Source organism: Mucilaginibacter sp. P4_C11, assembly GCF_056402115.1.
The window spans coordinates 216204-239946 of the sequence record NZ_JBFUIA010000006.1 but is presented as its reverse complement, the minus strand read 5'-3'; the positions used below and the strand labels follow the sequence as shown (position 1 = coordinate 239946).

The window sequence follows — 23743 nt, the reverse complement described above, 5'->3', positions numbered from 1 at the left end:
ATTCTCTTTTACAACGCTCCGGCCTTAATTTCTTCAACCACAGCAGGGTCAAGCAAGGTAGAGGTATCGCCCAGGTTGGATGTTTCCCCCTCGGCTATTTTGCGCAAAATACGGCGCATAATTTTCCCCGACCTGGTTTTTGGCAACCCGGTTACAAACTGGATTTTATCCGGCTTGGCTATGGCGCCTATTATACGGGCTACGGTCATGGTGATATCCTTGCGCGCAAGTTCCGAATCGCCATGCTGGTTAGGGCATACCACAAAAGCGTACACGCCCTGCCCCTTAATGTCATGCGGGTAACCAACAACGGCCGACTCAACCACACTGCTGTGCATGTTGATGGCATTCTCCACCTCGGCAGTACCAATGCGGTGACCTGATACGTTCAGCACATCATCAACCCGGCCTGTAATACGGTAGTATCCATCTTCGTCACGTAAACAACCGTCGCCGGTAAAATACATATTCTCGTAGGTAGCAAAATAGGTAGTGCGGCAGCGTTCATGGTCGCCGTAGGTAGTACGTAGCATACCCGGCCACGGAAATTTAATACAAAGGTTACCACTTACGCCATTACCTTCTATCACTTTACCATTTTCATCAACCAAAACCGGTTGTACGCCGGGCAAAGGCAAAGTTGCATACCCCGGTTTAGTTGGGGTAACGTTACAAATTGGCGATATCATTAACCCGCCATTTTCTGTTTGCCACCAGGTATCGGCAATAGGGCATTTGCCGTGACCAATCTTTTCATCGTACCAATGCCATGCTTCTTCGTTTATCGGCTCGCCTACCGAACCCAATTTGGTTAACGAACTGAGGTCTTTACCTTTCAGAGGCTCTTCGCCAAAGCTCATTAACGAGCGGATAGCGGTTGGTGCGGTGTATAATATATTTACTTTAAACTTATCTACAATCTCCCAAAAACGGCCGGCATCGGGGTAGGTTGGCACACCTTCAAACATCAATGTTGTTGCCCCTTGCGATAACGGACCATAAACAATGTACGAGTGCCCGGTTATCCAGCCTATATCAGCAGTACAAAAATAAACTTCGCCTTTGTTGTACTGAAATACGTTGGCAAAAGTATAACCTGTATAAACCATGTAGCCGCCTGTGGTATGCACCACACCTTTTGGCTTACCTGTTGAACCAGAGGTATATAAAATAAACAACATATCCTCGGCATCCATCACCTCGGCAGGGCAATCGGGGTTGCCCTGGGTTTCTACCTTTTTAACTTCATCTTCCCACCAAACATCACGGCCTTTTATCATGGATACCGGCGTGCGGCTGCGGGTTAACACTATTACTCTTTTAACCGACCGGCATTGCACCAATGCATCGTCAATAACGCTTTTTAATGGTATGGCTTTATTGCCGCGGAAACCACCATCGGCAGTAATAACAACATTACACTCGGCATCGTTTATCCTATCGGCAATTGACTGTGCCGAAAAACCACCGAATACCACCGAGTGGATAGCGCCAATACGGGCACAGGCCAAAACGGCAATAGCCAGTTCGGGAATCATCGGCATGTAAATACAAATACGGTCGCCTTTTTTTGCGCCATTGTTTTTTAACACATTGGCAAACTGGCAAACTTTATCGTGCAGCTGGCGATAGGTTAATATCCGATGATCTTCCTGCGGATCATTAGGCTCCCAGATGATGGCAGGCTTATCGCCAATAGTGTCGAGGTGACGGTCGAGACAGTTTTCGGTTATATTAAGCTTGGCACCCTGGAACCATTTTATTTTAGGCTCTTTAAAGTTCCAATCCAGCACTTTATCCCACTTTTTTTGCCATAAAAAGTTTTCGGCTATACCAGCCCAAAATTCTTCGGGCTGCTCAATACTTTGCTGGTATACCTGCTTGTATTCGTCAAATGATGTAATCTTCATAGTGTTTATAATGGAGGGCCTAATTTAATAATTTATATATGATGTAAATATTAATTCTGTAACTTTTTAAAATTATTTAAAAAGTACTTTAATTTAGGTGCTAAGGACATTGTAAACAAGCACTATACTCTCAAATTTGGCACTTATAATGGCTTTTTGAATTTATTTAACAATTTTTGAAAACGCTATTGAATATTTGATTAAAAAGTCTGATATTTGCAAACTCTTTTTGAATAAAGGGTTGATAATTAAAAATATTTGTCATGTCAAGAATTTGTGATCTAACAGGAAAAGCATCTATAGTTGGTAACAACGTTTCTAACTCAAACGTTAAAACTAAACGCAGATTTCATCCTAACTTAAAACTTAAAAAGTTTTATATCCCTGAAGAGGATAAATGGATTACCTTAAAGGTATCTACTTCAGCAGTAAAAACTATCACCAAAAATGGTATTACTGCCTGTATCAATAAATTTGTAAAAAAAGGATACATTTAGTAGTTGTACGTTAACGGTTTTACAAATTGTAAAATTGGCGACGTACAGGGTATAATTTGAAAAATTACGTAAGCCGTGACGGTGATGCGTACAACATAAAAAGAAAATGGCAAAAAAAGGCAACAGGGTTCAGGTTATATTAGAGTGTACTGAACACAAAACAAGCGGTATGCCAGGCATGTCTCGCTATATTACCACCAAGAACAAAAAAAATACAACTGAAAGACTGGAAATGAAAAAATTCAACCCGGTTTTAAGGAAAGTAACTGTTCATAAAGAGATTAAATAGGTTATACGTTAAACGTTTTACGTTATACGTAGGATCAAGCTAATTAAAATGTTTAACATTACGTAATACGTACCACGTAAAACGTACAACACAAAAACAACATGGCAAAGAAAGTAGTTGCAACACTGAAAGTAGCAGGTAAAGGCAAAGAATATTCAAAAGTTATCACAATGAACAAATCACCAAAAACTGGTGCTTATTCATTCAAAGAGCAAATTGTTCCTAACGACGCTGTTAAGGACATCATTGCAGGCAAATAATATTTGCTTAAACTTTTGATCAAAATATCGAAGCCGTCTTGTTTTTACGAGAGGGCTTTTTTGTTTTGATATGCAAATTATATAGATGTGCAAATTTCAAATGTGCAAATATGCAGATGAGAAAATATATCACTTATTACAGCATAGTGGTTAATCTGCACATCTAAAATCTGCACATTTGCATATCAATTAACTGCACATCTGTAATCTAAAATCTGCACATCTAAAATGGGATTATTTGATTTTTTTAAGAAAAAGGAAAATACACAGCAGGAGCAGCAAGCCCTTGATACCGGTTTAGAAAAAACCAAGGATAATTTTTTTTCAAAGATAACCAAGGCCGTCGCAGGTAAATCAACCGTTGATGATGATGTGCTGGATGATTTGGAAGAGATCCTGGTAACATCAGACGTAGGTGTAAAAACCACGCTCAAAATCATCGAACGCATTCAGGAACGTGTGGCCCGCGATAAATACATCGGCACCAGCGAACTGAATGTACTGTTGAAAGACGAGATCCAAAAACTCCTGGCCGAAAATAACAGTAACGATTTCCGCAATTTTGAATATGGCGATCATAAGCCCTATGTAATTATGGTGGTTGGCGTTAACGGCGTAGGTAAAACCACCACCATTGGTAAATTGGCCCATAAGCTTAAACAGGCCGGCAATAAAGTAGTGCTTGGCGCTGCCGATACCTTCCGCGCCGCAGCTGTTGATCAGTTGCAGCTTTGGGGCAAACGGGTTGATGTAAAAGTGGTGGCACAGCCAATGGGTTCCGATCCGGCTTCTGTAGCTTATGATACCCTTCGCTCGGCTGTTGCCAACGGTGATGATGTAGCGATAATTGATACTGCCGGCAGATTACACAATAAAGTAGGCCTGATGAACGAGCTTACCAAAATTAAAAATGTGATGCAAAAGGTCATTCCCGGCGCACCACACGAAATACTATTGGTACTGGATGCATCAACAGGCCAAAACGCCATTGAGCAATGCAAGCAGTTTACCGAGGCAACCAACGTAAACGCCCTGGCCTTAACTAAGCTTGATGGCACGGCCAAAGGTGGTGTGGTAATAGGGATATCAGATCAGTTTAAAATTCCGGTAAAATATATAGGTGTAGGTGAAGGCATGGAGCACCTGCAATTGTTTGACAGGCAGGCTTTCGTCGATTCCTTATTCAAACAATAAAAATTATGTCATTGCGAGGAGGAACGACGAAGCAATCTCTTCCCTTGCAATTCAACCCTTTATAGTTCGCGATTGCTTCGTTCCTCGCAATGACAATTTTTTCATTGCTATGATTAGTGTGTTATGAAGACAAAAGAAATTTCCCGGCCGGTAGCTAAACCTGTTAAACAACGTGTTAACGTGGTTACTTTAGGCTGTTCAAAAAACATATACGATTCTGAGATATTGATGGGCCAGCTGAAAGGCAACCAGTTTGATGTGGTGCACGAGGCTGAAAAAGTAGGTAAAAACGACATCATCGTTATCAATACCTGCGGCTTTATCGATAATGCCAAACAGGAATCTATTGACACCATCCTCCAGTATAGCGAACTTAAGGAACAAGGCAAAGTTGGCAAAGTAATAGTTACCGGTTGCTTAAGCGAACGTTACAAACCTGAGCTGGAAGCCGAAATAACCAATGTTGACGCTTACTTCGGCACCAATGACCTGCAGAACCTGCTGGCTTCTGTAGGGGCAAACTACAAACACGAACTGATTGGCGAACGTTTGCTAACCACTCCATCCCATTTTGCTTATTTTAAAATTGCCGAAGGTTGTAACCGCCCCTGTTCGTTTTGCGCTATTCCATTGATGCGCGGCAAGCATTTGAGCACACCTATTGACCAATTGGTTAAAGACGCCCAAAACCTGGTAAAAAACGGCACTAAAGAATTAATACTCATTGCCCAGGATTTAACATATTACGGTTTAGATTTGTACGGCAAACGTAACCTTGATGAGTTACTACGCCGCCTGAGTGATGTTAACGGTGTAGAGTGGATCAGGCTGCAATACGCTTACCCATCCGGCTTCCCGATGGAGGTTTTGGATGTAATGAACGAACGTGATAACATTTGCAAATACATGGATATGCCCTTGCAGCACATCAGCGATGATATGCTTAAATCTATGCGCCGTGGTATCACCAAACAAAAAACAATCGACCTGGTAAACCAGATTCGTGATAAAGTGCCTGGCATAGCCATGCGTACTACCCTCATTACCGGCTACCCGGGCGAAACCCAACAAGATTTTGAAGAAATGGCCCAATGGGTTGAAGATACCAAATTCGATCGCCTTGGCTGCTTCACTTACTCGCACGAGGAAAAAACACATGCCCATTCATTGGTTGATGATGTACCCGACGAAGTAAAACAAGAACGTGCTGACGCCATTATGGAGATTCAGCAGGGAATTTCTTTCGATAAAAACCAGGAAAAAATTGGCCAAACATTTAAGGTTTTGGTTGATAAAAAAGACGGTAATTACTTTGTTGGCCGCACCGAATTTGATTCGCCCGAAGTTGATAACGAGGTTTTAATTGATGCCAGCATTGATTACGCCACCGTTGGCAGCTTTGTTAACGTAACGGTAGACAGCGCCGAAGACTTTGACCTTTATGGACAAATTGTAAAATAATTTGATTTACAATTCCCTGTTGATTGATTTTAATATTTAAAATCTAAATTCGGCGTCAGCATTAAATATTTGATGCTGATTACATGTTTTATATTTGGATATTTTAAATCCGAAATCGAACATCCGAAATCCAAAATCAAAATGGAAGCCTCCTGTATAAGTTATAAAGAAACCGGATTTTTTTCGCCCACCGTTATTGACTACATCGAAAACCGGGCCGACCTGCAACCTTTTTACGGCTACCGCCCTGATATGGACGGATTTGCCCAACTACTGAAAAATAAAAAAGTTGTTGCCGATCGTGAAATTCTGCACCGCGTTTTATCCAAACAATACGCGGAGAAGTCCGAAAGTTCAAAAGCCAGAAAGTCTGAAAGTGAAACTAACATAAAACGTATAACCTATAACGTACAACCACTCACTGCTCAGAATTTAGACCTCTTAAAGCTTGAGAATACGTATACCATTACAACCGGGCATCAACTTAACATTTTTGCCGGTCCGCTTTATTTTCTTTATAAAATTGCTACCGCAATTAAGTTAGCCCAACAATTAAAAGCCGCTCATCCTAATAAAAACTTTGTACCTGTTTACTGGATGGCCAGTGAAGACCATGATTTTGCCGAGATTAATTATACCAACATCGGCGGCAAAAAAGTACATTGGTGGTACGAGGCTTCGGGCGCAACCGGGCGTATCAATCCCGATACTATGCGGCAGGCGCTTAACCAGTACAAAGGTGTTTTAGGCATGGAAGGCCACGCCGTGGAGGTTGCCGAAATTGTAGAAACCGCCTATACCAAATTTGATAAACTGGCCGATGCTACCCGCTACCTGGTAAACGCGCTGTTTGGCCAATATGGTTTAGTGATCATCGATGCCGACGACCATGAGTTTAAAAAGCAGTTTGCCCCAATTATGGAGCAGGATATCATCAATCAAAACAGCTTTAAAAACATCACGGCCACTAATGAGCATTTGCACAAACTTGGTGTACATATCCAGGTTAATCCCCGCGAGATAAACTTTTTTTACCTGAAGGATAGCCTGCGCGAACGCGTAATATTTGAGCGCGACAGTTACCAGGTAATGAATACCGAAATCCGTTTTACTGAAGCGGAATTGAAGGAAGAAATAGCCGCTTACCCCGAACGCTTTAGCCCTAACGTAGTGATGCGTCCCTTGTACCAGGAATGCATTTTACCCAATATAGCCTACATTGGCGGCGGTGCCGAGGTGGTTTACTGGCTGGAACTGAAAGCTAACTTCGATTTTTATAAGGTTGATTTTCCTATACTCATCCTGCGTAACTCGGCATTGGTTGTAAAGAAAGACCAGGCAGCAAAAGTTAAACACATGGATCTTACAGCCGCCGACTTGTTTAAACCAAACGATACCCTTAAAACCGACTGGGTAAAAAAACACAGCAACCACAACCTGAGCCTGGAAGGTGAATGGCGCGAAATGAGCGCCCTGTTCGAAAAGATAAAGCTGCGCTCTTATAAAATAGACCCTACCCTATCGCCATCGGCATCTGCTGTACAGGCAAGGTTAAAACACGCTATAGATAACCTGGAGAAAAAACTGATCAAAGCAGAAAAACGCAACTATGCTACCAGGCTTGAACAATTAGCTGTAGTTAAAGCCGAGCTTTTCCCTAAAGACAGCCTGCAGGAACGCACCGAAAATTTCGGTTTAATGTATGTACGCTGGGGGCAGACCTTTATTGATGAACTGGTGCGTCATTTTGAACCGCTTGCATTTGAGTTTACGGTGTTGACGGAGGAGTAACATACTAAAATCCGCGTCTGAAGGGAGCATGACATTCCTTAAATACTTGTCATGCTGAATGGTAAAATTTCGTGAAATTCTGAAGGGAGAATGACATACCAAAGAGCATTGTCATGCTGAGCCTGTCGAAGCATAGCGGGCAAAGGCCTCTCCGCGCGACCGTTCGACAGGCTCAGGTGACGGGCCCACGCGCTTCGAAAAGAAAATATTCATCGATAGGTACGAAGCATCTATTCGCGAGCCATGCAAATTCGCTTAGCATGCAACGAGATTGCCACGCTATCGCTCGCAATGACATAGTTTTCAAACAAAAAACCCGGCGTCAACCGGGTTTCTGTATTTTTATTTCTTTGTCCAAACGTTATTGTCGGGGTTGTAATCCGGTAATACTTTGTCAGGGTCGTAGGTAACAGATTCAATTTCTTCTGTTGATGGATATCTGAATGTCCAGGTGGCGTTGCGCTCCCAAACTTCAACAGGTAGTTTTAACCTATCTACTTTACCGCTTTTGGTTTTTATTTCCAAAGTAACCGGCATGGCCAATTTGCCCAGATTATCAATGGTGATCATAGCGCCTTTAGTTGCATCGTTATCAACATATTTAACATCGCTTACGGCAACATCCAAACGCCAGTTGTTCAGGAACCAGCCTCTCCAGAACCATTGCAGGCTTTCGCCGGATGCATTTTCCATGGTGCGGAAAAAGTCATCAGGTGTTGGGTGTTTAAATGCCCAGCGCTTGATATAGGTCTGAAACGCGAAATCAAAACGCTCGGGGCCTAAAATCTGCTCACGCAGCAAAGTAAGGCCAACGCCCGGTTTAAAGTATAACAGGATACCGGTATTTTTTTCTTTAAGGTTGGCCGGCTGACTTAATACAGGCTCCAACTCTGGTCTTGTTAATACCAGGGCCGTTTTATGCATATCTCCAGCCTTGCGGTTGTATTCTCCGTTATTAAAATCGGCGGTTGATAAGGTGTTGATAAACGTATTAAAACCTTCGTCCATCCAGCCGTATAAACGCTCGTTTGAACCAACGATCATCGGGAACCAGGTGTGGCCAAATTCATGGTCATTTACGCCCCAAAGACCGCCTTTTTTTGCAGTGTACCCGCAAAAAACAATGCCCGGATATTCCATGCCACCTACAATACCGGCAACGGCAGTAGCAGCTGGGTAAGGGAATTCAAACCATTTTGCCGAGTTGTACTCAATAGATTTTTTCACATACTCAGTTGAGCGCGACCAGGCATCCTGTCCATCACTTTCAACCGGGTAGGCCGAAATAGCGATAGATTTTTTTCCGCTTGGCAAGTCCATTTTAGCTGCATCGATAATAAAGGCTGCAGATGAAGCCCATGAAGCATCGCGCGCGTTCTTTATTTTAAAGCGCCAGGTAAGTGTAGCTTTACCAGCCGGGCGGGATTTAGGATCGGTAACCTCGGCAGCCGAACGGATAACTACCGTTTTTTCGCTTGTGGCAGCCTGTGCCCAGCGTTTTTGTTGTTCGGGCGTATATACTTCGGTTGGGTTTAATAACTCGCCAGAAGCCACTACAATATGATTTGCCGGAGCAGTAATGCTCAGGTCAAAATCGCCATACTCCAGGTAAAATTCACCCGGGCCCGTGTAAGGCTGGGTATTCCACCCCATTACATCATCATACACGCACATGCGTGGGTACCACTGGGCTACGGTATATATTTTCCCGTTTTTTGACTTTTTATCATCCAGGTATCCCATACGGTCTGATCCGTAGTTAGGCGATACAAATGAATACTCTATTTTCAGCTTAACGTTACCTCCATTGGCAGTTACCTGTTTTGGCAAAAATACCTGCATGCGGGTATCGCTAATCAGGAATTTAACATCGGTAGTGCCGCCTTTTGCATCAACAGCTTTTACCGATTTTATTTTGTACCCGGCTTCAAATGCTTCGCCCCGGCCCCAGTTGCGGCTGCCTGCTGGCGGAACAATTGCCGTACCGCGGGAATCTAACTTAAACAAATTCTGATCCAGCTGCATCCATAAAAAACTCAGGTTTTGCGGGCTGTTATTGGTATAGGTTAACACTTCCGAACCGGTAATCAGGTTGCTTTTATCATCAAGGGTTGCGGCCAGGCTGTAATCGGCGCGGTTTTGCCAATATTTTGCGCCTGGTTGCCCGTCGGCTGCACGAAACTCGGTACCATTTTTAGTATAAAACGGCGGGCCAAAAGCTTCATGGTAACTGTAATCAGATGCCGGTGCGGCTGCTGGAGGAGGGGTTGGTGCCTGTTGCGCGTTAACGGCAGCAATAGCCATCATAAAGGCCGTACTTAAACCGGCCATTAGTTTTAAATTCATTTCAGTCAATTTTGAGAATACAAAGCAAGTATACACAAAAAAGCTTTTTTAAATAGCCCGTAAAATGATTGTTACGCGTTTGTTAATTATTGAATGACTGAATTAGTGAATTATTGATTTGCTTATTAATTAGTGAGTTAGTGATTTAGTGAATCGTCTGACAATTGGTGAGTATTAATTAGTGATTAGACTGGCAAATGGCAGTTTTTCAGTTCGAAGTAGCGTAATTTCCTGGAAATGATATACTATTAATAAAACACATCTATATATTTGAAAACACATCTATATAAGTGCGTCACGAGGATGAGTCAAATTCAGTCAGGCAATAATTTTGAAAAAGTTGGCTTTCGGGTTACGCCTATTTATACCCTGTGGGGGCGCAAAAACATCTATTCCCGTGGAGACCTGACTTATGGCGAATTTGTTGTTTTCGAAAACGAGCATCCTAAGTACTATTTAAATTGTTTTGATAAACAATACGAGTTATTTATCCAGCAAATCCTCAAGCACAAAGGCGGCATTTATAGTTTTCTAAAAAACAGATGCGAAGAGCTAAAAAACGGGTTGAATATGCATCCTCATTTTTGGGGCATACGGCTTAACAGCAAGTCTTACATCCAAACTTTAGATTTAGAAAAGTTGCCGTCTATCTTCTTCGAACATTTGTAAATTTAAACCCGGGATCTTTTTATTTCCCTAAAAAATGATCGGTATATACCTTTTCATCAAAGCCAAAAAACAGGAAACCGCCGTCTTCAATAACCGGGCGTTTAATCATGCTGGTTTTTTGTTGCAGCAATTGCAGGGCATCGGTATTTGTTTTAACGCTCTCTTTAACCGCCGGGTCAAGTTGTTTCCAGGTTAGGCCTTGCTTGTTCATGAACTTTTCGTATCCGGCTTTTGTATCCCACTCCTGTAGTTTTTCGGCGCTAACACCCAGTTTTTTAAAATCCTGGAAATCGTAATCTACATTGTTTGCTTTAAGCCAGTCGAGGGCTTTTTTTACTGTATTGCAATTGGTAATTCCGTAAACTTTCATACTGCAAAGCTATTGATTTCCGCCTCCACTTTTACTACCGCCGCCCTTGGTATCATCATTATTGATACCACGCTGGTTCTTTTTAATATCACTGTTAAGCTTGCCGAATTTATAGTTAAGCCTTATGGCAAAATTGCGGTAAGGATTGGTACCGCTGTAGGTATTATAAAAATCATTTGTGCGGGTATAGCCATGGTAAGTACGGTATTTACTGTACGGGTTATTGGCAACCAACGATACCGTAAATGTTTTTTTGAAAAACTCTTTGGAGGCCACATAGGAGTTAAATATAAAACTGCTTGATTTTCCCTGCAGCGTTACATCGCCACTAAAGAAACCGGCGTCCAGCGCCAGGCGGTAGCCGCCGTCAAACTTATAGGCCAGGTTTCCAAAAGCGCGGCCGGTGTAACCATCATTGGTATAAAAGCTACCATTATAAGTCCCCTTGAGCCAGATGTGCGAAATTCCGCCATTGATACTAACGGTAAACTTTTTGGTGATAGTTAAATTGGTATTCAGGTTTAATCCAAGGGTGCGGTTGCTGCCCAAATTTTGATACGTGGTGTAAGTAACGGTATCAATAAGCGTGCTCACATTTTGGATAGAGTTATTGGAGAAAGCGTAGCTAAGCCCGGCATTGATAGCTGCTTTTTTAAAATTACTGTACGTAAGCTCAAATGTATTGTTAAGCTCGGGCCGCAGCTGCGGGTTGCCGGTGGTTACAAACTTAGGGTTTGAGTTATCAACAAATGGATTTAGCTGGTATATGCCGGGGCGCTGAATACGTTGCGTGAAGCCAAAATTAAAACTGCTTGTTTTAAAGCTTCGCTGTATAGATATTGACGGGATTAAGTTATTGTATCCCCTATCCAGTGGTGTACCGGCAAAATCGGCGTTTACCTGGGTATGTTCCAGGCGTAAGCCACCTTTGGCAGTCCATTTGGTAAATTTTACCTGGTATGAATTATAGGCGCTGTATACATCCTGGTGATAATCAAACGTATTGGTTTGGTTGGCATCTACCACATAATCGCCTGTATTGGCATCCTGGTTTTCGCGCCTGTAATCGCTGAAATTATTGCGCAGTATCACCTTACCGCCCATTTCAAGGTTTACTTTCTTAAAAGGGTACACATAATCTAACTGAAAGGTATGCGCTTTGTCGCCTGCCTTATTATACTGTCTGAAATTGGGGTTGTTAACGTCATCAAAATTCACCCTATCGGTAAAATTATTGCTGTTGTACTGGTTACCTGGCGAATAGCTGTATTTATAGGATGCGGTAAGCAACTCGTCTTTTTTATCTTTGAAGCCAAGCTGGTAATTAACAGAAATATCTGTTCCCTTATCGTGGTTTGTCCCATCGTTCAGGCTCCGGTAAGCCTCGGCAATTGTACCGTCTTTTTTTATCTGTGTTGATGTTTGGTCGCTGTTCTGGTTAAAATTTCCCTGAAAAAGCTCGAACGAACCGGTTACCAGGTTTAAACTATCCAATTCATAACTTAACTCGGCGTTGGCATATTTGTACTTTCCCTCAAACCAGCCATTACCATTTTGATTTAAAACCGACTGCGAAACGTTTTGTGTTTGCGAACTTTGGTTGCTGTTGTTAACCCTGTTTTGGTTACCAAAACCGGCGTAGCCCGACAGGCCAAATTTGCCTTGTTTTACCGTAGCATTTAAATTGTAGCCCGGCCCCCAGATACTGTTAAATCGCGAATTGATGCTGCCGTTATAGCCCTGGTCGGCATTTTTTTTGGTAACGATATTGATAATGCCCGATAAACCCTCCGCATCGTACTTTGCGGGTGGCGTGGTAATTACCTCTATCCTTTCAATATTGGTTGCCGGCATAGCCTTCAGCACATCCGATGGATTTTTGGCCATCAGGGCCGATTCTTTACCGTTTACCAGTATCTTATAATTGCCGCTTCCTTTCAGCCTTATCTTGTCGTCGCCATCAACCGATAGCAAGGGCACCTTACGCATCATATCCAGGGCGGATATTGCTTTACTTTCCGGGTCGGCCTGTACATCATAAGTGAGCCGGTCAACCTCCTGTTTCATAACCGGCCTTACGGCGGTAACACTCACCTCGCCCAGTTGCTTGCTGGCCGCCGACATATATATTTTACCGGCATCAACTACAGATGCGGCAACTTTAACAGGAAACGTTTTTGATGCAAAGCCAACAAATGCAACAGCAATCTGGTAAGTTTTACCTTCGGGCGCCTTAAGCTCAAAGCTGCCATCGTCTTTTGTAAGGGTACTTTTTACCGATGCCTTTGTTGCAGCATCCTGCAAAACAACCGTAACATAGCCCAATGGCTTGTTTGCGGCCGAATCGATAACTACACCTTTAACGGTAATATTTGAAGTGCTGGGGTTTTGCGCTATAGCCAATATGGAGAAACAACAGCAAATTACTGTTAGTAAAAATTTTTGCATAAGGAATTTAGGTGATATGACGCAGCAAGATACCCATGTGTTGCAACATGGAACAACTATTTAACACTTTTTAACTAATTGGTTAGTTATCAGCCGGTAAATTTTTTATTTGTTAAACCTGGTCATGGTTAGTTCGGTACCGATGGTACAAAAACTCTTCACCATTTCTATCGAGCGATCAATCAGCGCAGGCAGTTCGGGCTTTTCATCATCATCAAAACCACTCAACACATAGTCAACCTGCCTGCCTTTAGGGAAGTTATCGCCCACTCCAAAACGCAGGCGCGCATAATTGTTGTGACCAAGTGTAGCTTCAATATGTTTTAAACCATTGTGCCCGGCCGCGCTTCCTTTGGGTTTTAGGCGCAGGGTACCCAGGGGTAGCGCAATATCATCAACAATAACCAGCACATTCTCCAGCGGAATTTTTAAATCTTTCATCCAGTGGTTAAGGGCTTTTCCGCTCAGGTTCATAAAAGTAGTAGGTTTGATAAGGCAAAGTGTGCGCCCTTTAACAGATACCTCGGTATAATAAGCCAGGCGCATATTATAAAATTTGGCGCCCTCCTGTTTAGCCAGTTCATCCAAAACCATAAAGCCTATATTATGCCGGGTATCAGCATATTCGGGGCCTATATTTCCAAGTCCTACTATTAGATATTTCATTTAGGGAAGCAAAGATAAAAGTTTTTTGGATTAAGGATTTTAAGACCATAACTGCTTTTAAAATTGATAAGATTTTTTTCGCGCTGAGACGCCCAGGTGCAAAGTGATATTGCTCAACAATATTTGAAAGGAATGATAAACTCCGCGAAATCTACTGCACAGCTTTTCTATCGGCTATAACCTGGTGTGCCTGTTTTGGCAGGTTTGCATTACCGCTCTGGCTTTCAAAATCAATTTTATGGTAAGTAATAAGCCAGGTATCATCGTATTTGGCCAGTTTGGTATGGTAATTTGCTGTAACAACCCAAACTTGGTCGCCCAGGAAATGACTGGCAACCGTGCTGTAAAAAACATCGGCCATTTTACCGTTAAGCTGTACTTTGAATGCCGAAACACGATGGTCAGTCTTATCAAAACCCGGTAAAAATGAAGCCCAGTTATCTACTATCTGCGCCGGGCTAAGTTCTGCCGGCCCAAAGCCATTCATTGAAGAGTAATCAAGTGTAACCACCGGTGCCAGTATACTTTCTATCAAGGGCCAGTCGCGGTCGTCGGCGCCTCTAAATAAATTAGTAACTGTGTTAATTATTTTATTGCCTTCCATGGTATTTAGATGTAAAGCTATTGAATTTGTTTCAAACCAACATATAAATCGGTAATTGCGCTTAAAACAAACTGCGTAATAGGTAATCAACAAGTATAAAAAACACAAATTTATGGGCGGTATAAACATTCAGTTATCCGCGCATCATTTTGAGTGTTAAAGTTTTGCAAAAAAACTGAAGGGAGATGTATATCGCATGGCGGAGACAACTCACCCCGACGAGGCTGCGCCCGTCACCCCTCTTTCCGCTTCGCGCATAGAGGGATAAAAAAATAAAAAAAAATGAGCTTCAACCCTCTTTGCGGCGCAAGCCGGAGAGAGGGTGGTCGGGCGCAGCCTCGACCGGGTGAGTCTTAGCCTGCGTTCAAGCGAATGGGTTACGTAAATACCAAGATAAGTACGAGGCAATAACGATCGTTTTTTAGGCCGCTTTACGTCCAACACGAAAACTCCACTTTATACTTACGACTTAGTACTGTTGACTTAGTACTACCTTGCGTATTGCTTCACCAGTTTATCAACTATCTGCGCGGTTTCATCAGGGAAATCAACAATAATTTTTTTATCGTCATTAATCCATTTGGTTAAATGGCTGCCGAAGGAGTCGTTAATCTCGGGCACTACGGGCACGCCCAGTTTTGAGGCCGAAAGGGCGTTGCATTGCTGCTCATACTGCCCTTTCATGGGTATCATCATCACTTTCTTTTTCAGGAACAATGCCTCGGCAGGGCCTTCAAATCCTCCACCCGTTAGTAGCCCCTCGCAACTGGCCAGGCTTTTATTAAAGGCTTCGTTATTTACGGGGAATATCTGCACGTTGCCGGCCTGCATCGGCGTTTTCTGGCGTTTTGAAAACACCTCCCATTGTACATCTTTTACCGCCCCCAAGTGTTTCAACAGTGTTTTATCGTCATACGCAGGCAGGTAAACGCTATAATGCCCCAGGTTGCTGGTTTCCATCTGCCGTATCTCGCTGCGGATAACGGGTGTATTTATAAAAGTATCGTAACGTTCAAAATGAAAGCCCACATGATAGGTGGTAGGCGAATAATTTTTTAAGAGCCACTGCGCAAAAGGGTCTTTTTTTTCGGGCCGGGGGGTATTAGGCGATACAAAGGAGCACTGATGACTTAACGATACCGAGGGTACACGCTGAAACTTACAGGCCCAGGCACTTACCGGCTCAAAATCGTTAATTACCAAATCGTACTGTTTTAAGGGAAGGTGCCGCAAATCGTGCCAAAACCGGCGCAGGTTCATGATTTTCCACGTAGCCCAGTTATCAACCCCGCCGTTGGTGCCAAAAACAAAACTAACCCCATGAAACCTGTATTTTAAAGGCTGCGATAATGAAACCTCGGCCTCGGTGCCGCTCACCAGCAGGTCAACCTCGCCATATTGCTGTAATAAAGGTACAATTTCGCGGGCCCGGCTTATATGCCCGTTGCCGGTTCCCTGTATGGCAAACAGTATTTTCATGTATATAGAATTAGGGGCAATTTAGTAAAAGGAAATGTTTTGATGATATTTAAATAGCTAAAGATTGTTATTGAGCAAAGCTACGTTGAGAGAGATTGATGAGGAGGCGGTAAATTGGATCGGTAACCTGATGTAAATTCGCCGGTTGGTGTAACTTAAATGTGTAACATGCATCTTACAGGGCATAAAAAGCACACCGATGTCCTTAGTCATAAAAAATCTGACCAAACAATATAACCAGCATAAAAGCGGCCTTACCGATTATTCCATCACCATTGAAAAAGGTGTATTGGGACTACTTGGCCCCAACGGCGCTGGCAAATCAACACTGATGAAAATTATTGCTACCATCAGCAAACCAACAAAGGGTACCTTATTTTTAGATGATGAAGATATTGTTGCCAATCCTGATAAAATTCGGAAAATATTGGGTTACCTGCCGCAGGATTTTGGGGTTTACCCTAACCTTAACGCGTACGAGTTTTTAGAATACATAGCCGCTATGAAAGGCGTAGGCGGCAATGGCTTACGCAAGCGGATAGACCTGCTGTTGGAAGGCGTTAATTTAACTGCCGATGCCAAACGCCCTATTGGCACCTACTCCGGCGGGATGAAACAACGGATTGGCATAGCACAAGCGCTGTTGAATGACCCTAAAGTGCTGATATTTGATGAGCCCACCGTTGGCCTTGATCCTGAAGAGCGGGTAAGGTTTCGGCAACTGATATCTGACCTGGCCGACGATTGTATCATCATCCTTTCATCGCACATCGTATCGGATATTGAAACCATAGCCGATGAAGTTGCCATCATGAAAAACGGCATACTGCTTAATAAAGCTGCCCAACCGGATATTATAAAGTTGGTTGATGGTAAAGTATTTGAAGTACTGGTAAGTAATGATGAAATTGCCGGCATCCGTACCAAACACCAGGTTATTGATACCAGCCGGCAAAAGGATAAAACCAAGGTTCGTTTTATTACCAGGACCGGGCAGCCAGAAATGGGAGCAATAGCTGTAAATGCCAGTTTAGAAGATGCTTATTTGTTTTTAACGCAAAATAACAACTAAGCGCCGTGAGATACATTTACAGCATTATTAAAGCCGACTACCTGCAGCGCACGCGCAGCTACGCTTTCCTGATTACCCTGGCTATTACTTTTTACGCGGCATATTCATTTGTGCCTCCACCTACGGCATCATACACCACCTTAAATGTTGTAGGTTTTAAAGGCGTTTATAATTCGGCCTGGGTAGGTTATGTTTCGGGAATGATGACCGCTATTATGCTTTCGCTTTATGGTTTCTTTTTGGTAAATGGCGGTATTAAAAAAGATATCGATACCGAGGTTGGCTTAATTATAGCCACCACGCCCATTACCAATTTTGGTTACCTGCTTAGTAAAATGCTTAGTAATTTACTGGTGCTGCTCACTATTGCCGGCTGCACTTTTGTGGTAAGTATCATTATGTTTTTTGTGCGTACCAGCGGCTCTCCGTTTATTATCAGCAATTTTATTATCCCTTATTTATTGTTTGTAGTGCCGGCTATGGTTTTTATATCATCGCTGGCGGTAGCGTCCGAAGTGTTTTTGGGCCGAAAAAGCATCCTGCAATACATCACGTTCTTTTTCTTTTTCGGCGCGTTGATGGCCAATGTTAACGGGCAAAAAAACGAAACACTTGCTGTTATTATCGACCCGTATGGCGTACGCACCATGACAACCAGCATCAAAAACCAGGTAAATACCCAATATCACCAGCATATTGAAGGTGTTAACCTTGGTTTCACTTTTGGCGGTAAACGCAGCTTCCGGATATTTGAGTGGAACGGCATAACCATAACCAGCCTGTTTTTAGCAAGCCGTTTATTGTGGCTTATGATATCCCTGGGTTTGGTTTATCTTTCATCATCCTTTTTTCACCGGTTTGATTTTAAGCAAGCCGTGAGTAAAAGGAAAAAAGTGATTGCTAACGAGCAGAAGCCAGCAACGCCGGCATTTGCCGCAACCGGCATCAACCGCGCACTTATGCCACCCCTGGTTACCGATTACGGTATCTTCCCCTTCATCAAAACTGAGTTGCTTTTACTGGTACGTAAAGGATCTAAATGGTTATGGCTTATTATAGGCGCTGCATCTTTAAGTATGCTATTTGCACCTGTAGCTATTTCGCACCTGTATATATTGCCTGTACTTTGGTTTTTGCAGGTAACACGCCTATCGGAACTGGCTACCAAGGAAGAAACCTATCGCCTGCATTATTTTACTTATACATCCTACAAACCGTTACAGCGTATGCTGCCCGCACAAATACTGGCGGGAGTAATATTGTGTATCGTTTTAGCATTTCCCTTGGTATCACGTTATATAATTGCAGGCAACGGTTACGCAATCTTCAATATCATCAGCGGGGCAATTTGCATTGTTTTATTAGCTGTTTGCATTGGAATTATCAGCAAGGGTAAAAAGCTGTTCGAGATCATCTTTTTTTTACTTACTTACGCCCTTACCCAGGCCATACCCGTTGCCGATTACCTGGGTGCCATACCGCACGATAGCCACATCATTTATATCGCTGTTATTTTAGGGCTGAACGTATTTCTGGCAGTGATTAGTTTCGTGGTGAGGGGATACCAGTCGAGGCATTTGTAGGGAATGCCGTTCGTTTATCAACGGCTATGGTTCCAAAACAATCTTTAAGACTGAATTTTAAGAGACGTGCTTAATAGTCGTTCTGGTTAAAAGATCCAAGTCTCTCCGGCACTTGTTTGACGCAAACAGGCACAAAAATTCAGATGCGCCTGTTTGCGCAAAACATCAATTTAGTGTTAACCATGAAAAATTACAATGTATTGATTATTAAGTATTTATAAATAAAATTTCTGAAATGTGTTAAGTTATGTTAACCCAGTTTAGATGTATTTACGCTATTTTTAATGCGCCTTATAGCTTGCTAAATCATTGTACATGCTCCTGAAAGAGCTACGGATACCAAAACTCAGCATAGCGGTTTTGTCATGAAACTGATCATTTTTCTCAGTGCGGTAAAGGCCGCCCAGCTCGATGCGCAGGTTATATTTGGGATTTAGTAAATAAGCTATTTTCCCCTCCAGGAAAACCATGTTGGTGGTTAAGCCCTGCCCGGTATAGTTACCAAGCTGCCTTGACGGATCGAGGTATATTTGAAAAAGGTCCTTACCATAATTTTGACCGTTAATATCTAAGCCATAATGCCCGTAATCAAGCTCACCGCTAAAATCAAAACGTTTGTACGAGTAATTTAACAATCCCACAACCTCGCGCAGGTTTGCTCCCCAGGGGTGCGCCAATGGCTCGCCATTATCAGCGTAGTTTTGTACCGAACTGCGTTCCGAATAGGTATATGGCTTAACATTATTGCCTTCAACTAAATAGTTAAGGCCTTTAATGGCAAACAGGTTTGCGCCCCTGAAGCCAATTTGCCAGGCATACTTGTTACGGGAGCTGCCGTTACTGGAGAAAAAGTTTTTACTTTCAAATTCATCCAACGCAAACTGGCCATAAGCCGTGATACCATCGGTAATTTTATACCTGCCGGTAAAACCCAATAAGGCATTATCCGGCGATCCGTTAGATGCCTCAACAGGCCTCAGGAATATTAAAGGATTGATATAGGTAAAGTCAAACCCGCGCTGGTGGCCGGCATCGTCTTTGGCACCCCATATAATCGAATCAAAAAACCCAAAAGCTAAGCGGTCACTTACATTCCAGTCTAAATAGTGAAATACGGCAAACTTCTTACGATCATTGTTATCAACCCTTGCCGATAAAGGATCATCCATATATGTCCACATGGCCATATACCTAACATCGCCTAAGGTAGCTGTTACTTTAAAAAACGGATAGGGCGATGCATAATCAGATAAAAGCACCGAACGGTAACCATCGCCTATAAAATTTTTATCGCGCCCCAGGCTCACATTTAAATATTTGCTTGGCGTATAAGATACCAGCCCTGTAATGTACGACCAACGGTACTCGCTGCCGTAAAGGCTGCCATAGGCCTGCCCACGCACTATGCCCACCTGGTTGGTGTAAGTAGCCAGGTATTCTGGCAGCTGAGCCCGGTTTTCATAACCTGTTATGTTATAAGATAGCTGGCTGCCCAGGGTACCACCAATTTGTAACCCTAACGAGCCAAAACTTGTATTTTTTTTGCCGGAAAAATCGCGGCTCAAATTAAAGTCGGGAAGCAGGTCGGCATAAAAGGTGGCGTTATTGCTTTTTACATCTATCTGATGCTCGCTAAAAAAACGACCTTTAAAACCACCTGCACTATTCATCAGTGAATCATAATGATGTTTCAGTAACGAATCGTCCAAAAACGGTTTTAAGGAACTATGCACCCGGGTTTTGGTGGAGTACACATCTTCGTTAAGTCTTTGGTAAAACTGGTACGAATAGGGTTGATACTCAGACTGGGCTTTTACAATTCCACCTGTTAAAACAAATAATATAATAGCGGTAAATATTTTCTTCATATGTAGAATTGATCAATCAATTTTTGTTATTCAAAATAATTCAGTGTTGCAAAGCCACCTTTTTTTAAATACTCGTCCTTTTTTACCAAATGCAAATCGGCCTGCATCATATCGGTAACCAGGGCCTGCAAATTATACTTAGGTTTCCAGCCTAATTTTTCAAATGCTTTTGTGGCATCACCAACCAGCAAATCAACCTCGGTAGGCCTAAAATACCTGGGGTCGACCTTGACAACCGTTTGCCCGAACCTTAAAAAATCGAGGTTTAAACCAAGTTCAAAAGCACGTTGTTCATCAATATCAATAATCACGCCGCGTTCATGCTGATCACGGCCACTAAACTCAACTTCGATGCCTAACTCGTTAAAAGCCATTTTTATAAAATCGCGCACGGTTGTGGTTACACCGGTAGCTATAACAAAATCCTCGGCTTTGTCCTGCTGCAGCATCAGCCACATGGCCTCAATATAGTCCTTGGCATGTCCCCAATCGCGCTGGGCCGATAGATTGCCTACATACAGGCATTCCTGCAAACCTAAGCCAATTTTTGAAGCTGCCCGCGTAATTTTACGGGTAACAAATGTTTCGCCACGTATTGGGCTTTCATGGTTAAATAAAATACCATTGCAGGCATACATGCCATAGGCTTCGCGATAGTTCACTATTATCCAGTAGGCATACATTTTTGCTACTGCGTACGGTGATCTTGGGTAAAACGGTGTAGTTTCGCTTTGTGGCACAGCCTGAACCAGGCCATAAAGCTCGGATGTGGATGCCTGGTATATTTTGGTTTTTTTGGTAAGATCAAGTAGCCTCACCGCTTCTAAAATACGGAGTGTGCCTATTCCATCAGCATTGGCAGTATACTCGGGAGTGTCAAAGCTTACCTTAACATGGCTTTGGGCGGCCAGGTTATAAATCTCATCGGCTTGTACCTCCTGAACCAGCCTGATGAGGTTGGTAGAATCGGTAAGGTCGCCGTAATGAAGTTTAAATTTTACATTAGCCTCATGCGGGTCCGCGTATAAATGATCAATCCTGTCTGTATTTAATAACGACGATCTTCTTTTTACGCCATGTACTTCGTAGCCTTTTTTTAGCAAAAACTCGGCTAAGTATGCACCATCCTGACCAGTAATGCCCGTTATTAAAGCTTTTTTCATCAATATTAAAGTGCTAATACTTCTATATTACAATATTATCCAATTTAATTGTAAAAACAGCCATTGGGCCATACATAAGTTGCTTTGATTAAAGCGAAATATGGTTCCCCAACGGCGTTACGAGTTATCCCTGTACTTTATATTAGTCAACTTATTGGGCTTCAGATACAGGTAATCGTTTTTAAAATCAAGGATCATATTAAACCTTTTTAACAAATCGTTGCCCAAATAGTTTATCTCAAAACCAACCGGATTTTTAGAGCCTAATATTAGCGTTGGGATATTTTTAAGGTTAAAGCTGTTCAATTCAAAGGCCGGCGATAACACTGTCCTTGTTTCATATGCTGTTCGCCGTGGGTCGTGGAGTACAACGGTGCGAATGAGTTTTAAATTGGAGGCAAATTTTTCTCTCGCAGCCCAGGTGCTATCTAAAATAATGGCTTGTTCAGACCCTATATCCATACTGAAATTACCTGCATGTTTTTTGCCGTTTATTACAAACGTGCCTTTAATATACGGAAACGAACGTGCGAATTCCATTTTTGATTTAACATAACCATTTAGAGCACGAGGTAACTCTGAATGGATAATAAGTAGACTGTGATCATAATCCACCTCTACCTGCTTGCCTTCAAACACGTTCCAACCAATACGGCCATCCATTTCATGTGCCGTTATGTTAGTGGTAAGCACCTCGGGATTGTTTACCACCAGGTTACCCATTTGCAGTTTAAAAATCTTGTTAAGATTATTGTAATTGGGCTTGGTTTTGCCTGCCAGAGCATCGGGCTGGTTTGATAATAATTTTGTTTTGTGCAATATGGCATCCCTGGTTAAATGAAAATCAAAAGAGCTGATATCAAAGTGCAGGTTTAATGTATCGGTATTATTAATAACGGCAACTATCTTAATGGCGTTAAAACCGGTAAGGGTAAAAGGAATGGTATCGTTTTTAACTGCTATATTTTTTATTTTATCATCGGGCGGGATGGCGCTGGCAATTTGGGTGTAACAGGAATCTTTACCGTTTAACAGGACAATAAAATTGAACCGTGTACCCGGTTTTACTTTTACCCTGATGGAATCAATATCTGTATAAAATGTAACCCATTTGGTTTTTCGCGTTCTATCAGCGGTAAAAACATCGGGCCGGGCTGTTGGCGAAAGCGACCATACATTTTTATCAAAATAGCCACCATCATTTATTGATACACTTTTTGAAGTAGCTTTTATAACCGGCAGTTTTGATTGCGCAAAGATTTGTTGGGTAACAAGGAGTGACAGAAAAAGGCAGATATATTTCATGGTAAGGCTGAATGATTTGAATTAAAACGCGGCGATTCAAATATAATTATACTTGCTTATAACCCAACAATGTGATAACCGGGTTGTTATGGTACATCATTTAAAAGCGTTACCTTTAACTTCATGAGCACCGTAAAAGAACGCCGCTACATTAACGCCGCCCTTGACAGTTACCGCGAAAAACTGGACACCATTCCTGATGAACAGTTTACCGAAACTCCGCCCGGAGGCGGCTGGTCATACGCCGAGGTTTACAGCCATATATTGCAGGCTACCTTAGGTTCGTCAATAGCATTGGAGCGGTGCACACATGGCAGTTGCCCGCCAACTAAAGCCGGCGTAACCTGGGAGGGGCGCCTTTTATTGTTGATGGGAATGTTTCCGCCGGTAAAGGTTAAAATACCTGATGTCGTTTCTGATAAAATGGTAGCTGCCAAAATAAGCAAAGAAGACGCCAAAAACCTGATTATTAAATGCCGTAAGCGAATGGATACAACCGCGCCGCTTATTGACGGGGCCTCGGCAGCAAGCCGTTATAAACATCCGCGGTTAGGCATGCTTAACGCCAGGCAATGGTTCAGGTTTATCCGGATACACCTGGAGCATCATTTAAAACAGTTGGCGCGTATCAAAAATAAATTATCGCAAGCATGAAACCTTTCACATTTAACAGAGTCTTAACAGTGTGATAATGTTAGGTTTCTGATATTTGTAAAAATCATTGTGATGAATTTTGAATACGCTTATTTGGTTGTTATAGCTTTACTG

Annotated in this window: 20 protein-coding genes; 10 read left to right on the top strand and 10 right to left on the bottom strand. The window is 42.6% G+C overall.

Annotated features, from left to right (window positions below; genetic code table 11):
- Positions 1–8: 8 nt before the first annotated feature.
- The gene (gene acs, locus AC1DU2_RS07975) at positions 9–1910 is read right to left on the bottom strand and encodes an acetate--CoA ligase (protein ID WP_477383636.1); all 1902 of its coding nucleotides are present in this window, start codon (positions 1908–1910) and stop codon (positions 9–11) included.
- Positions 1911–2173: 263 nt separating this feature from the next.
- Between acs and rpmB the strand changes: the two genes are divergently transcribed.
- The 6 genes from rpmB (at position 2174) to bshC (ending at position 7402) form a co-directional block, all read left to right on the top strand.
- Entirely contained in the window at positions 2174–2407 is a 234-nt protein-coding gene (rpmB, locus tag AC1DU2_RS07970) for a 50S ribosomal protein L28 (RefSeq protein ID WP_090641306.1), read from the top strand.
- A 106-nt stretch (positions 2408–2513) separates the two neighbouring features.
- A complete protein-coding gene (rpmG, locus tag AC1DU2_RS07965) occupies positions 2514–2696 on the top strand; it encodes a 50S ribosomal protein L33 (protein WP_067063463.1) in 183 nt (60 codons plus the stop codon).
- A gap of 101 nt (positions 2697–2797) precedes the next feature.
- Entirely contained in the window at positions 2798–2956 is a 159-nt protein-coding gene (locus AC1DU2_RS07960) for a DUF4295 domain-containing protein (protein WP_090641302.1), read from the top strand.
- A 228-nt stretch (positions 2957–3184) separates the two neighbouring features.
- Complete coding sequence (gene ftsY, locus AC1DU2_RS07955) at positions 3185–4150, top strand: signal recognition particle-docking protein FtsY (RefSeq protein ID WP_477367198.1); 966 nt, start codon at positions 3185–3187, stop codon at positions 4148–4150.
- A 123-nt stretch (positions 4151–4273) separates the two neighbouring features.
- Positions 4274–5611, top strand: a complete 1338-nt coding sequence (gene rimO, locus AC1DU2_RS07950) for a 30S ribosomal protein S12 methylthiotransferase RimO (protein ID WP_477383635.1) — start codon at positions 4274–4276, stop codon at positions 5609–5611.
- A 141-nt stretch (positions 5612–5752) separates the two neighbouring features.
- Positions 5753–7402, top strand: a complete 1650-nt coding sequence (gene bshC, locus AC1DU2_RS07945) for a bacillithiol biosynthesis cysteine-adding enzyme BshC (protein ID WP_477367204.1) — start codon at positions 5753–5755, stop codon at positions 7400–7402.
- 342 nt (positions 7403–7744) lie between these two features.
- Here bshC and AC1DU2_RS07940 read toward each other — a convergent pair whose 3' ends face one another.
- Positions 7745–9748, bottom strand: coding sequence for a M1 family metallopeptidase (locus tag AC1DU2_RS07940; protein WP_477383634.1), 2004 nt, complete (start codon positions 9746–9748; stop codon positions 7745–7747).
- Between the two features lie 270 nt (positions 9749–10018).
- On the opposite strand from AC1DU2_RS07940, the gene AC1DU2_RS07935 reads away from it, so the two are divergent.
- On the top strand, positions 10019–10417 hold the full coding sequence (locus AC1DU2_RS07935) for a hypothetical protein (protein WP_477383633.1): 399 nt from the start codon (positions 10019–10021) through the stop codon (positions 10415–10417).
- 19 nt (positions 10418–10436) lie between these two features.
- Here the strand turns inward: AC1DU2_RS07935 and AC1DU2_RS07930 are convergent, their stop codons facing one another.
- The 5 genes from AC1DU2_RS07930 to AC1DU2_RS07910 form a co-directional block, all read right to left on the bottom strand.
- Positions 10437–10787, bottom strand: a complete 351-nt coding sequence (locus AC1DU2_RS07930; protein ID WP_477383632.1) for a Spx/MgsR family RNA polymerase-binding regulatory protein — start codon at positions 10785–10787, stop codon at positions 10437–10439.
- Between the two features lie 9 nt (positions 10788–10796).
- The gene (locus tag AC1DU2_RS07925) at positions 10797–13235 is read right to left on the bottom strand and encodes a TonB-dependent receptor (RefSeq protein WP_477383631.1); all 2439 of its coding nucleotides are present in this window, start codon (positions 13233–13235) and stop codon (positions 10797–10799) included.
- 105 nt (positions 13236–13340) lie between these two features.
- Entirely contained in the window at positions 13341–13901 is a 561-nt protein-coding gene (pth, locus tag AC1DU2_RS07920; protein ID WP_147055656.1) for an aminoacyl-tRNA hydrolase, read from the bottom strand.
- 151 nt (positions 13902–14052) lie between these two features.
- Positions 14053–14505 (bottom strand): nuclear transport factor 2 family protein, encoded by a 453-nt coding sequence (locus AC1DU2_RS07915; protein ID WP_477367219.1) that lies wholly within the window; start codon positions 14503–14505, stop codon positions 14053–14055.
- A gap of 489 nt (positions 14506–14994) precedes the next feature.
- Complete coding sequence (locus tag AC1DU2_RS07910) at positions 14995–15984, bottom strand: glycosyltransferase family protein (protein ID WP_477367222.1); 990 nt, start codon at positions 15982–15984, stop codon at positions 14995–14997.
- A gap of 199 nt (positions 15985–16183) precedes the next feature.
- On the opposite strand from AC1DU2_RS07910, the gene AC1DU2_RS07905 reads away from it, so the two are divergent.
- Both AC1DU2_RS07905 and AC1DU2_RS07900 read left to right on the top strand, forming a co-directional pair.
- On the top strand, positions 16184–17056 hold the full coding sequence (locus AC1DU2_RS07905) for an ABC transporter ATP-binding protein (protein ID WP_477367225.1): 873 nt from the start codon (positions 16184–16186) through the stop codon (positions 17054–17056).
- 5 nt (positions 17057–17061) lie between these two features.
- Entirely contained in the window at positions 17062–18639 is a 1578-nt protein-coding gene (locus AC1DU2_RS07900; protein WP_477383630.1) for a hypothetical protein, read from the top strand.
- Positions 18640–18920: 281 nt separating this feature from the next.
- On the opposite strand, the gene AC1DU2_RS07895 is transcribed toward AC1DU2_RS07900, so the two are convergent.
- The 3 genes from AC1DU2_RS07895 to AC1DU2_RS07885 all read right to left on the bottom strand — a co-directional run bounded on the left by AC1DU2_RS07895 (position 18921) and on the right by AC1DU2_RS07885 (position 22975).
- A complete protein-coding gene (locus AC1DU2_RS07895) occupies positions 18921–20507 on the bottom strand; it encodes a gliding motility protein RemB (protein WP_477383629.1) in 1587 nt (528 codons plus the stop codon).
- A 26-nt stretch (positions 20508–20533) separates the two neighbouring features.
- A complete protein-coding gene (gmd, locus tag AC1DU2_RS07890; protein WP_477383628.1) occupies positions 20534–21670 on the bottom strand; it encodes a GDP-mannose 4,6-dehydratase in 1137 nt (378 codons plus the stop codon).
- A gap of 117 nt (positions 21671–21787) precedes the next feature.
- Positions 21788–22975: a hypothetical protein gene (locus AC1DU2_RS07885; protein WP_477383627.1), complete on the bottom strand. Its 1188-nt coding sequence runs from the start codon at positions 22973–22975 to the stop codon at positions 21788–21790.
- A 123-nt stretch (positions 22976–23098) separates the two neighbouring features.
- On the opposite strand from AC1DU2_RS07885, the gene AC1DU2_RS07880 reads away from it, so the two are divergent.
- Complete coding sequence (locus tag AC1DU2_RS07880; RefSeq protein WP_477383626.1) at positions 23099–23629, top strand: DinB family protein; 531 nt, start codon at positions 23099–23101, stop codon at positions 23627–23629.
- Positions 23630–23743 lie beyond the last annotated feature (114 nt).